Below are 12,213 nucleotides of genomic sequence, written 5' to 3'. Positions count from 1 at the left end.
CGGGGTGGAAACTGGGCTGGGATGCGTTTTAAGGCGACAAAAGAAATTTTATGCTGCACCGAATGCGTCATCAATTACGGTGCGATTTGTGGCCAGGTGCGCATGAATGCGTCGTCGTTTACGGTGAGGTTTGTGGCCAGGTGCGCATGAATGCGCACCCTACGGGGAATGTTGGGTCACCCTTCATGGCGACCTGTGGCTTAAATCTGGAAATCGATAGCGGGTTCAGACTCCGTTTCATAAGAGAGCGCCTGACGCTTAATCTCTTCCAGCGACAGATTGGCATTACACAGTTCCAGAAACTGCCAGACGTAATTGCGTTGCAGCTGGCCACGCTTCAATCCCAGCCAGACGGTGTTGGCATCAAACAGATGATGAGTGTCAATTTTCACCAAATCCTCACCCTCATAGATGTCACATGCCTGATCAGCCAGAATGCCGACGCCGAGACCCAGCTCAACATAGGTTTTCACGACATCAGAATCCTGCGCGCTAAGCACGATATCCGGCTTGATGCCCGCCGCCTGGAACGCGCGGTCAACACGTGAGCGACCGGTGATCCCCTGACGATAAGTGATCAGCGGATGGCGGCTCAAACTGGCCAGCGTCACCGGCTGATGCTGCAGCAATTCATGATCATGCGGCACTAACAATGAGTGATGCCAGCTAAACCACGGGAATGCCGCGAGGCTGCTGTTGTTCACCAGTTGCTCGGAGGCAATACCAATATCCGCTTCACCCGCCAGCAGCATGGCCACAATTTCCTGCGGCGAACCCTGATTGAGTTCAAGACGAACATTAGGATAGAGCTGTCGGAATGCTTTGATCACACGCGGCAGACTATAGCGGGCCTGCGTATGCGTGGTGGCAATCGTCAGCACGCCGCTGGTTTCATTGGTAAACACATCCGCCAGGCGACGCACTTTGCCTGCTTCATCAAGAATGCGTTCAGCAATAGTTAACAGCGCCTTGCCTGGTTCCGTCATGCCCAACAGTCGCTTGCCGCGACGGATGAAGATCTCCACGCCGAGTTCATCTTCCAGATCGCGAATATGGCGGCTGACCCCAGATTGTGAGGTAAACAGCGTGTTCGCCACTTCTGTCAGGTTGAATTCGCAACGTGCTGCTTCACGTATAATTTTAAGTTGCTGGAAATTCACACCCTTTTCTCCTGTACCCTGCCCTGTTTCGTCCATGTTATGAAGTTGGTGTCATTGCAGGAAATAATAAAAAACGGTGTGTTATGCGGAATAGTAATAAGGGGGGTGATATCTCGACGCGTTTGCGGGTGTTTAACCGTGAAGGCTTTACCCCAGCCGTAGATAGCTGGGGTAAAGAAGAAGGGATTAACCGACCAGCATCAACTCGCGTTCTTCCGTCATTGGCTTATTTAGCAGTGACAGCAGGATGTTTTTCACTGCCTGCGCGGAAGGTGACAGTGGCAGGCGCGCAGAGATATTCAGCGAGAGCGGCAGATTCAGCGATGGGCTATTAATACGTGCCATCCACGCGTGAGTTGAACTCACCAGGGCGCGAGCCGCTGATTCCGGCAGAACGGTTACGCCCATGCCGCTGGAAACCGCGGCGGTCAGGGTTGAGATTGACTCGATTTCACCGATAATTTTTGCGCTCAGACGACGCAGAGAGAAAGCTTCATCAACACGTTTGCGCACCGCGCTGTAATCACGCGGCAAGAACAGATTCATCTGCGCCACGTCGGCGAGATCAACGGTAGCGCCCGGGCATGCGGTCGCGCCGAACAGATACAACTCTTCTTTCATTAATGGAATGCTATTAATGCCGGCTGTCGGAGCACGGTCATACAGCACCGCCATATCCAACTGGCCGTTCATCACTTTTTCATTTAAAGAGGTGCCGCTGTTCTCATGCAGATACACCAGTACATCCGGGAATTGTTCACGCACCGTTTGCAACAGCGGCATCGTCAGCGATGAAGCGGCGGTGCCCGGTGCCAGACCAATTGATACCTGGCCATTTAACGCCTGGCCCGCGTTGATGACGGCCGTTTGCGCCTGTTCGCACTGGCGCAGAATAGTACGAGCATGAGCATAAAGAATTTTGCCCGCCTCGGTTGGCGTTACGCCACGTTTGGTGCGAATCAGCAACTGCTGATCGAGTTCGTTTTCCAGCGTCGCAACTTGCTGGCTAAGCGCAGGCTGCGCGATGTGCAGCACTTCTGCTGCCTGAGTCAGGCTGCCGATATCGACGATTTTTACAAAGTACTTCAGTCGTCTTAAATTCATATTGCCTCCGTCAATCCCCGAATAACCCGTTTGGGTGTCTCAGCCTGCTGGCTTGTGTTCATGAAGTTGCAATATGCAGGCCAGGTTTATTCGAAGCGTGAAAAAGCAGTGCCAGAATATTCCTAACGGCACGGAAAATAAGCCTTTCTGATTACCTCTTAAGAGTTAATAAGCTGAGCGCATGACGCAGAGTGATTAAAAACGAATCAGAATGCACCACCATGGTGCGTAAATTGCGTGGCAGATGTGCAAAAAAGTGATGACCCAAAGCGTTGTAGTGGTGCAGAAGTCGCAGAAAGTGACCAAAAACGGTCAGAACGAAAGCAAACGCGGGGAAAGGAACAGGATCAACCAGTGGGAAAACTTATTGTGAGGCAAGGCAGCTAAAGCGTGACAGAACTCAAGAAGCGGAGTTTTGATTCCAGCACGCTCAAGGCGATATGTTCACTCATTCGCGCTGTAAAACTGAAAAGGCCGTTCAGCATGGGATATACAGATAACGGATGGAGATGAACGTAAAAATGAATTGTTGTGCAACCCACTCCAAAAAAAGCAGATACGCTAAGTCATTCGCGCTGTAACAAGGCGGCAAGATTGTTCATCCCCGGGAGCATAGGCCACTATGTGACCGGGGTGAACAAGCGTAGCCAACGCAGTTACAGCGCGAAGGACGACGCGTATCAGCGTTTTTTGCGGTTGCGATGCATATCGATGGAGACTGCGGCAACGATAATGATGCCTTTAATGATGTCCTGCACGTAAGCATCCACACCGACGAAGGTGAATCCACTCTTAATCAGACCCAGAATCACCGCACCAATCAGCGTGCCGGTAATACGGCCCACGCCGCCCATCAGGCTGCTACCGCCGATAACGGCTGCGGCAATCGCATCCAGCTCGTACGCCATACCCATACTTGACTGGCCGCTACTGACGCGCGCCGCCAGCACCACACCCGCCAGACCAGAGAGCGCACCGGCAATGGTATAGACGATGATCAGGTATTTATTGACGTTAATCCCTGACACTTTGGCCGAGGTCATGTTGCCGCCAATGGCATACACATACTTACCGTAACGCGTATGCTTCAGAGCGATATGGAACAGGAAGGCCACCACCAGGAAGATAATCACCGGCATTGCACCCTGGCCGATGGAGGTAAAGCCATCTGACAGGAAGCTGATCGGGTTACCTTGCGTGTAGTACTGCGCCAGACCACGCGCCGACACCATCATGCCCAGTGTCGCGATAAAAGGCGGGATACCGGTTTTGGTAATCAGGAAACCGTTCATTACCCCGCACAGCAGACCTACGCCGATCCCCGCCACAATCGGAATGACTGCGGGCAGGTTCACCAGAGAAGGATACATCGGTGTCAGGCTGTCAGAGGTTTGTGCCAGGCTGGCCGCCACCACCGCGGTCAGTGCAATCACCGAACCAGACGACAGGTCAATCCCCGTGGTGATGATGACTTGCGTCACACCCACCGCGATAATGCCGATGATCGCCACCTGTAACACAATTAAAACCAGACGGTTGGTGTTGAGCAGGAAAGATTGGTCACGTACGTACCAGCCTGCAATTTCAAAGATTAGGGCAATACCTAACATCACCACAAAGATGCCGGTATCTTTCGGCAGCTTATGGCGCAGATTGCCAAAGAAGGATGTCGATTCCGCGGCCTGCGGGGCCGTAATTTTTACGTTGCTCATAGATGTCTCGCGCCTCACTCGGATGCCAACGACAAAATGGTTTCCTGATTGGCCTCTTCTTTATCGAGGATGCCAGTTATACGTCCGCCGTGCATAACCATCACGCGGTCGCTCATGCCCAGAATTTCCGGCAACTCAGACGAGACCATAATGATGGCCACGCCACGGTTCGCCAGTTCGCTGATTAAGCGGTAAATCTCGGCTTTTGCCCCGACGTCAATACCGCGCGTCGGTTCATCGAGGATCAGAATCTTAGGTTGCGCCAGCAGCCAGCGCGCAATCAACACCTTCTGCTGATTACCGCCACTGAGGTTGTTGATGATCTGATCCATGGTCGGCGTTTTAATATTGAGCTTGCGGATCTGCTCCATGCAGTCCTGCGCCATCTTCATGTGGCTAACGAAACCGGCTTTACTGACATAATCCGGCATGTTGACGATGCTCATGTTCTCCATCACCGACAACACCAGGAATAAGCCGGACTTTTTACGGTCCTCGGTCAGGAACGCCATGCCCTTCTCTATCGCCGTGGAAGGCGAATCAATTTTGACCGGTACGCCATCGATCAGCACTTCACCGCTGTCGAAGCTTTCCATACCGAACAAACTTTCCATTACCTCACTGCGACCCGCTCCGACCAGGCCGGCAACGCCGAGGATTTCACCCTTGCGTACCGTGAAGTTGATATCGGTGAAACGGTCTTTACAGGTGAGGTTGCGCACCGTCAGCACTTCTTCACCGATCTCACCATTGAATTTCGGGAACAGCTGCGTCAGTTCACGGCCCACCATCTGGGTAATTAATGACTGACGAGTAAATTCAGAGGTGCTGTTGCTGCCCACCCATGTTCCGTCACGGAAGATGCTGATCTCATCGGTGATGGTAAAGATTTCATCCATCTTGTGGCTGATATAGATGATGGCTTTACCCTGTGCACGCAGGTCGCGGATAATGGTGAAGAGATGCGCCACTTCGGTTTCCGTCAGTGCCGAGGTCGGTTCGTCCATAATCACAATGTCGGAGTTCCACGACACCGCTTTGGCAATTTCCACCATCTGCTGAGCAGCGATACTCAGCTCGCCAACCATACGATCGGCTTTTAAACGGATATTAAGTTTGTTGAGTAATTCCTGCGTTTGCTTGTTCAGCAACGCGTGGTCAACAAAGCCGTACTTCATCGGTTCGCGACCGAGCCAGATGTTCTCAGCCACAGTCATGTAAGGCACCAGATTCAGTTCCTGGTGGATCATGGAAATGCCAGAACGCAGCGCATCCATGGTGTCCTGAAACTGCACCGGCTCCCCTTTAATGCGAATGGTGCCCTTATCGGGACGATACATCCCGATAAGGCATTTCATTAAAGTGGATTTGCCCGCGCCATTTTCACCCATCAGGGCATGTACCGACCCCGGTTTAATGCGTAGTGAGACATTGTCGAGTGCCTTCACTCCGGGGAAGAACTTGCTGATGCCTTCGGCTTCAAGCGCAAAAGCGGTCATACATCACCTCCGTACGGCTGAGTCGGGAACGATTATTTCTGGTTACGAGATTCGAACTGCGCCATGTTGTCTTTAGTGATCAGCTGATAAGGAATGTTAATCACCTTCTCCAATTTCTCGCCTTTCGCCAGTTTCACAGCAGCCTGTACGGCGCCTTCACCCTGACCTTTAGCATCCTGGAATACAGTGGCGACCATCTTGCCGTTCTTCAGCATCTGCAACGCATCCGGCGTACCATCCACGCCCGCAATCAGGATGTGGTTCGGGTTTTTGCCCAGCGCCTGCAGCGCACCGATCGCCATTTCATCGTTGTTAGACGCAATCGCCTGAATGTCATCGCCTGCGGTCATCCAGTTACTCACGACGTCCACCGCGTCGTTACGGGTGAATTTCGCGGTCTGTTTCTGAACCACTTTGATGCCCGGGTATTTAGCCACTACCGCTTCAACACCTTTGGTGCGGTCACGGGTGGATTCGTTAGCCAGATCGCCCATCAAAATGGCGACGTTGCCTTTACCGTTCATCGCTTTTGCCAGCGCTTCCATTTGCAGACGGCCCGCCAGCTCGGAGTCAGAGCCGACGTAAGCCATTTTGTCGGTCAATTCACCTGCCGGTTTGCGGTTAACGAAGATCAGTGGCACACCCGCTTTAGAAGCCGCATCCATCAGCGGTTTAACCGCATTGGTATCCACCGGGTTAACGATGATGGCGTCAACGCCCTGACCGATGAAGTTCTGAATTTGTTGCAGCTGCTGGGAAACGTCGCCTTTCGCATCCTCGACCTGACCTTGAACACCATCTTTGGTCATCTCTTTCTGCATCGCGGTGCGCAGAATGGTAAGGAAGTTATCGTCAAACAGCGCCATAGAGACGCCTACCTGAAGGTCTTTTGCCATAACAGCGGCAGGTAACATGCAAGCTAACAGGGAAGTCACTAACGCTTTTTTGAATTTCATAGGTAACCCTTCTTATTCGTTAACATGCTCAGTTGGGCTGATACGACGAATGAAAAATATTTTTTACATTCACTCAACGGCACTGGCGTTATTTATCTGGTTGTAGAGGTAAGGCTTCTGGTCTAACGCTATCGTTTCGGTACTGCTCTTTCCTGCAACTATCTACTTATCAAAAGGTTATTTTCAAAATGCTGTTTCAGACGCCAAAACTGATTTCACCCGTGATGATAAGCAGTTCATTTGTTTCATCCGATCAGCATTTGAAATTTTCATCATAAAAGCACTGAAATGATTGTTTTAAAATCGGCAAATAACAAAACTTTGACATGCATCTAACATCTCAAAGGAAATGCGCTTAAAGTGAGATCTTGCTGGCAGTTTGAAATCTGAACGTTCAAGGCAGAAAAACAGCATTCCGCTGCTTTTACGCGCACTTAAACCAGAAGTGTGCGATAGGGCTTTGACAACAGGGATCGGCATCGCTAATATGCGCCTCGTTCACACGATTCCTCTGTAGTTCAGTCGGTAGAACGGCGGACTGTTAATCCGTATGTCACTGGTTCGAGTCCAGTCAGAGGAGCCAATTTCCAGTTCTCATGCATCCTTGCGAATTTCTGCATTATTTTGATTCAACAGGCGAGCGTGAAAACTCTTCCCGATGTACTTTTATTTTACCCTCCGCATCGGGGAAAATTGGTGGTCAAATCTGGTGTCAGATAGACATAGACAAAGACCCATCACATGCGAATATTGATCGATTAGGTAATAAACTTGCTCACCGCATCTGCTGCAAGCTGAAACCGAAGTCCCTTTCCAAGTGTAAGCAATTTTGTCGATGCTTAGCCCTGCACCGCTAGCCACACGTTATGCGCCAAATCAGAAGTGATCCGTGGCGTACCATTCTATACCTTTAATATCTTGGACGATTTTAACTGGGAAGCACTGGCGATAAAATCTGTTTGAAGATCCCGGCTTAGAGTATGGTGCAAGTCCTGGACATAATAGTGTTGAATTGTGGATATTTGCTAAAATGCAGAGGGATAAAAGGCCAAAACTGTTGCTCTTGGCCATAGCTTAGCATGCAGAATACAATTTGAGACTTGTAAAGGCATTTACGAATTACGCACAATATCATGCGCAACTGCGCCGTAACTAATACCGATAATGGCAAGTGATTAAGACAGCCTCTCAAGAATTTCCACATCGTTCTTACTAAATGTCATGCTGTCATCAAATTTAATAAACCAATCATTGCCTTCTATCTTTATCTCAGGATTAGCATCACCAGAAATATTAAGGAACCCTCCATTTACAAAGCTTCTCATATTAGGACTCGCATTCCACAAACCTAAATCACTATTTAGATTAGCGATAGTATCTTGCTTCTTATCATCCTTTACATGAGGCCCTAAATCATTCCTGAGTTTTGAAACCATCTTTAAATAAGATTTATTTAACTCAATCTTCGCTTTGGCAAGCGATTTAAATGAGCTCATCAGATCCTTATTATTTTTAAGTTGATCATCTTTATTTCTTGATCTCAAGATTAATAATAACGATACAAATGCTGAAGTTGAACCGGCAGAGTACAACGCCACCCTCACACTTACCTCTCTCATTATCGCGGCAATGGTGCTGCCTGAAGTCAAAAAGGTCCCAATTGGGGCTAAAATCTCCCAGAGATAGTCTCTTGCTGACTTGTTGTACACATCTCTGACCTTCAAAGGATTCCACCAGTCAGAATTGCCGGATTTATATTTGTTAAAAAAATCTTTGTTGTCTGGCGTTGACATGACTAGATTAGTTCTGTTTGATAACAACCCCATTTCAAGATCATTACCTCCTACAGATGCGCGACCACTGCTGTTTGCAAGAAGTGATGAATAGGTTTTCATAGCCTGTTCAACATCATCATTCGCGAAGCTAAATAAATCATCGTCATGAGTATTATTGATGATATCCACCAATAGTTCCATCTCTGAACTATTGAATGAACCGCCATTATAGATAGCGTTGGTTATAGAGGATGCTATTCCAGCCATAATTCCGTCCCCGTTAATTAAATTTCTTTATTCTGTTTAATATCCCATCCCGCTTGCGTCTCTGCACCTTTCGTACCCTGTTCGGACTGTTCCCAGTAATGAATGTTGGCTTTAGCCGACTGGAAATAATAACTGACCATGATTTTATCGGTACTTCCAACGCCAGTGAATTTACAGCCAGTGACCAGAACATCTTCCAGTACTATACGAGCATATTCAACTTTTTGGCCTCCGGCTTTACATACTGACAGTTCTACGCTGTTAACATGCTTACCAGATGCGCAAAACTTCATAATGGCCGGTGTAGCTTTATCAATAAAAGCCTGCACAGCAAAGTCGCTGAACTGAACCTTGCCTGCGCCCCCGCCACCACCTACTGACATATTACCTGGCTGGCTGGCTCCCCAGTTAAAGGACTGAATATCTATCCAGTTTGTATGGTTAGAGTCGTTAGATTCACCATTGACTCCCTCTACTTTCAGATACATATCTACGGCCATATTAGGCTCCTTTGCTTATATAGAATGATTAACGGTATTAATAAATAATCTTAATCAATCTTTATTTCAACTATTTGGACCAACACTAACTCATTCTAGGACATTTCTTAAAAGGAGCTTTCATGCTTAGGACCATTACAACTAATCAGTTTATTAACATTTTACAGAACTAGAATTAATTTGAGGCGGACAGAAGGTAACGGTGAAAGTTGAACAGGGCTAACTCACTCTGATTTATTACCGCTAAATATAATAAGCCGAGGGATCGTAGAGTTCGCATACGTCTTTTTGTTATAAATGGATGGGCTCATCATCCAATATTCTATCCGCTATTTCTATAACGCTTAGGCCTTCCTGGAAGAAATAATTGCAAGGCGCGTGCTGATCGGAACAGGTTTTAACGCGGCAATAAGGGTGGACAACCTTGATCACTGCTCTCCATAGTAACTAAGCGAGGAAATTATCGTGACTGGAACGCGGCACTACCGCAGATAAAGCTGCAAAGCGGGAACGGCAGTATGTTCTGGGATACCGCTCGCACCGGGGAGACCGGAGCACGCCGCAGGTGAACATTGCCGGGAAGTGACTGACTCAGACGGTGTTTGAGGTGAGTATGGGTATGCGCATTCGCGTGCAGGTAATGGGCGGCTATCCGAAGATTTCAGCCCGGCCCGTGTGAATGATGTAGTGGCCCGCTATGTGCAGCAGAAGCGGGACGCCAGACAGACCCGACAACAGATCGAGACCTTGCTGGCGCAGGTCAGTGGCTGACCTTTAAAAGCCGGAAGGATCGCTGAGTTCGATTCCGGTTTTTTAGCGTTAATATGGTATCTCTTTGATTCCTAATTTTTTGGCCATCGATTGTAATTCTTCTTTTGTCCGTTTATTTCTCTTAATTAAGATAAATGAAATGAGGTCCTCCATATTTTCATTTATATACAACTTAAAAAAGTAAACACTATTTTTTCCTGCCAGAATGCTAATAGTTTCACCTTTAAATTCTGTCAAGATGCGAACAGAAGTATCACCACCATTAATTGACAGACCTGAATAATTAGCATTCTCAATGTGAATTATTAGCTCACGAAGCTCTTCACCTTTACTCCTTTGATAATGCTTAAAAAAAATAATCTCCGAAGAAAAAACCTCACTCTTTATATCATTCGGAGTGAATTTCCTTAACAAATATATATCATCAGAATTTTTCATGGTAAGAAAACCTCAACATCATTGCTTCGAATACCTTTGAGTAATATTTCTCTTTCAAAATAATCGTCAACAGATATATCCCATGACCAAGTATCTCCAGCTTTAGGTGCACCTGTTTTGACTCTTAAGATAACACCATCTTCTCCTGCGAATCTTCTCGCAACATTTGGATCATCTGTCCAAGAGGTGTATGGGCTATTTGCAGAGAAACCACCAAGATTATGCTCTTCTGCAGAGAGCTTGGAGTTTATATTGCCCGGAACTACTTTCCCTCTCAATGCATTGTCCCATTCAGGGTGCCCCTTATGAATCCCCCTATAGTTATAGATTCCTTGTTCTGCATCAGGCAATACTTTTGTTGGCTTGCAGGGACTCAACCCCAGCGGATCCACCCAGCCCAGCGGATCCGGCACATACCCATACAGGTTCAACCCACCCATCAACCCTATAGGGTCCAGCTGCGTATAACGCCCACCGCACGGGTCATAGTACCGGAAAGTGTTATAGTGCAGACCCGTTTCACGGTCAAGGTACTGTCCCTGAAACCGCAGATTCTGCGGCACTCTCCAGTCAACCCCACTGCTTTCCCGCTTCGTACGGCCCCAGGTGGTAAATGCCCCCTGCCAGACGGTGTCACCCCGCTTGTCCGTTACCCTGTCCGGCAGTCCATTCATCTCCGTGTGATACCAGTACACCTCCGCGTGCTGCTGACTGCTGTCGACGCGCGCTATCGGTTCGTAGCTGTTTTCTGCATAGACATACTGCACTGCGGCATCGGGTTTGCTGTCGCTGTGCTCACCCACCATCTGCATGCCGGACCACGAGTAGTGCGTGCATTCCGGCTTCACAGCATGACGCCGCCAGACCTGCTTGCCGGTGCGGCGCCCCAGCGCATCATACTGATACTGCGCGCGGGTGTAGTCGGCATCACCCTCTATAAGCACCTCACGTATGCGGTGTTCATCGTCGTAATGAAAGCGCTGCACAATACCGCGCCGGGTGTCGTGCCGTTCCGTCATACGACCAAAACCGTCGTATTCCCAGCGGATACCCTCGAGACGCTTCAGCAGATTATTCCACACCGGGTGCAGATCTTCGCCGGTGCGGTTATCCGCCGCGTCATACCAGAAACGTTCCTCGCCGTCCGGCTGAATGCTGCGCGTCATTCTGCCCGCCGCATCGTAGCCCCACAGTGACTGGCTGTGTTTCCCTGCTTAGAACGTGCCCCCTCGGTCACGATCTGGCTAACCGGTAAGATCTCAAGAACCAAGTAAGAAAATATCATTCGAGGCACTATCGCCATCCTAGGCAATCTTTCGTCTTCATTAAAAGATCGATTTAAAGTTTTTATCCTTCATTAGCTCTTAATGAAGGAGATGATGATCAGTCTGACGCAATACGGTCTAGACGGGCAACCGCTAGTAGAATAGATGAATAATAATCTGTTAATAAGTTTTCAACACAATCGGGTTGAAAACTGAGAGTGTTCATCGATCCCTGTTAACTCCACATGGCATACATCCTTTTTTGAAAATTGAAAAAATTTCTTCCAGCATTGTCCCTTCTAAATACCCATTAAGATATCTTTGCGTTGCCAACCAGTTAAGCATATGAATAGCTTCATCAGTAACTTCATTGACAAATGAATCATAATCGCCATTATCTATCAATCCATTTTTCTTTCTCAGTAGAAATGCCTTTCTCTTGCGAATATTATTCTTAAGAGCATCCTCCTTTAGTCTTTTTGACCTATCCAATATTTCCCTTTGGGATTTTTTGTAATCTTTATCAAGAATTAGATCAGAAATCAATGTGGAGAAAAAATCACTCCAATTCAGGTATGGATCACTCAAATTTTGTCAAAAAAAAGCAATTCTTTAGCTTTGTTTAGTTCCAAAACAACATCATAATTAATAAGAGATTCATTCGTTCCCTAGAGAAAAAGTGTATCATTAACAAAAACGATTGGTCCCATATGCTCATCAGATTGGATATTCATTTAATCACCCAAAATTTCTGACCACAAATTAC

9 protein-coding genes, 1 tRNA gene and 1 pseudogene are annotated in these 12,213 nt (G+C 47.9%); 1 reads left to right on the top strand and 10 read right to left on the bottom strand.

Features of this window, described 5'->3' with window-relative positions; genetic code table 11:
• Nucleotides 1-200: 200 nt before the first annotated feature.
• The 5 genes from cbl to LH22_RS09950 all read right to left on the bottom strand — a co-directional run bounded on the left by cbl (nucleotide 201) and on the right by LH22_RS09950 (nucleotide 6,431).
• Nucleotides 201-1,160, bottom strand: coding sequence for an HTH-type transcriptional regulator Cbl (gene cbl / locus LH22_RS09970; protein ID WP_034824622.1), 960 nt, complete (start codon nucleotides 1,158-1,160; stop codon nucleotides 201-203).
• A 186-nt stretch (nucleotides 1,161-1,346) separates the two neighbouring features.
• On the bottom strand, nucleotides 1,347-2,264 hold the full coding sequence (nac, locus tag LH22_RS09965) for a nitrogen assimilation transcriptional regulator NAC (protein WP_038646198.1): 918 nt from the start codon (nucleotides 2,262-2,264) through the stop codon (nucleotides 1,347-1,349).
• 680 nt (nucleotides 2,265-2,944) lie between these two features.
• A complete protein-coding gene (locus LH22_RS09960; protein ID WP_038646197.1) occupies nucleotides 2,945-3,976 on the bottom strand; it encodes an ABC transporter permease in 1,032 nt (343 codons plus the stop codon).
• Nucleotides 3,977-3,990: 14 nt separating this feature from the next.
• Nucleotides 3,991-5,475 carry a sugar ABC transporter ATP-binding protein gene (locus tag LH22_RS09955; RefSeq protein ID WP_034824628.1) on the bottom strand — a complete coding sequence of 495 codons (1,485 nt, stop codon included), beginning with the start codon at nucleotides 5,473-5,475 and terminating at the stop codon, nucleotides 3,991-3,993.
• 32 nt (nucleotides 5,476-5,507) lie between these two features.
• Complete coding sequence (locus tag LH22_RS09950; protein WP_038646195.1) at nucleotides 5,508-6,431, bottom strand: sugar ABC transporter substrate-binding protein; 924 nt, start codon at nucleotides 6,429-6,431, stop codon at nucleotides 5,508-5,510.
• Nucleotides 6,432-6,938: 507 nt separating this feature from the next.
• On the opposite strand from LH22_RS09950, the gene LH22_RS09945 reads away from it, so the two are divergent.
• Nucleotides 6,939-7,014, top strand: a tRNA-Asn gene (locus LH22_RS09945).
• Between the two features lie 592 nt (nucleotides 7,015-7,606).
• Here LH22_RS09945 and LH22_RS09940 read toward each other — a convergent pair.
• From LH22_RS09940 to LH22_RS09920, 5 genes and pseudogenes are all read right to left on the bottom strand, one after another.
• Nucleotides 7,607-8,473: a hypothetical protein gene (locus LH22_RS09940; RefSeq protein WP_038646194.1), complete on the bottom strand. Its 867-nt coding sequence runs from the start codon at nucleotides 8,471-8,473 to the stop codon at nucleotides 7,607-7,609.
• Nucleotides 8,474-8,490: 17 nt separating this feature from the next.
• A complete protein-coding gene (locus LH22_RS09935; protein WP_038646192.1) occupies nucleotides 8,491-8,973 on the bottom strand; it encodes an Hcp family type VI secretion system effector in 483 nt (160 codons plus the stop codon).
• An 819-nt stretch (nucleotides 8,974-9,792) separates the two neighbouring features.
• Nucleotides 9,793-10,182 (bottom strand): hypothetical protein, encoded by a 390-nt coding sequence (locus LH22_RS09930; RefSeq protein WP_038646189.1) that lies wholly within the window; start codon nucleotides 10,180-10,182, stop codon nucleotides 9,793-9,795.
• Nucleotides 10,183-10,553: 371 nt separating this feature from the next.
• A pseudogene (locus LH22_RS09925) lies at nucleotides 10,554-11,396 on the bottom strand (RHS repeat-associated core domain-containing protein); the annotation flags it as partial.
• Nucleotides 11,397-11,669: 273 nt separating this feature from the next.
• Nucleotides 11,670-12,035, bottom strand: coding sequence for a hypothetical protein (locus tag LH22_RS09920; protein ID WP_081946724.1), 366 nt, complete (start codon nucleotides 12,033-12,035; stop codon nucleotides 11,670-11,672).
• Nucleotides 12,036-12,213: the final 178 nt, after the last annotated feature.

This window comes from Pantoea rwandensis (assembly GCF_000759475.1).
GTDB lineage: Bacteria > Pseudomonadota > Gammaproteobacteria > Enterobacterales > Enterobacteriaceae > Pantoea > Pantoea rwandensis_B.
The sequence above is the reverse complement of the archived record's forward strand: the minus strand, read 5'-3'. Positions and strand labels throughout refer to the sequence as shown.

Coding starts and splice junctions, on each gene's coding strand:
- nac (WP_038646198.1), bottom strand. CDS start 2,264: ATGAATTTAAGACGACTGAAGTACTTTGTAAAAATCGTCGATATCGGC.
- LH22_RS09960 (WP_038646197.1), bottom strand. CDS start 3,976: ATGAGCAACGTAAAAATTACGGCCCCGCAGGCCGCGGAATCGACATCC.
- LH22_RS09955 (WP_034824628.1), bottom strand. CDS start 5,475: ATGACCGCTTTTGCGCTTGAAGCCGAAGGCATCAGCAAGTTCTTCCCC.
- LH22_RS09950 (WP_038646195.1), bottom strand. CDS start 6,431: ATGAAATTCAAAAAAGCGTTAGTGACTTCCCTGTTAGCTTGCATGTTA.
- LH22_RS09940 (WP_038646194.1), bottom strand. CDS start 8,473: ATGGCTGGAATAGCATCCTCTATAACCAACGCTATCTATAATGGCGGT.
- LH22_RS09935 (WP_038646192.1), bottom strand. CDS start 8,973: ATGGCCGTAGATATGTATCTGAAAGTAGAGGGAGTCAATGGTGAATCT.
- LH22_RS09930 (WP_038646189.1), bottom strand. CDS start 10,182: ATGAAAAATTCTGATGATATATATTTGTTAAGGAAATTCACTCCGAAT.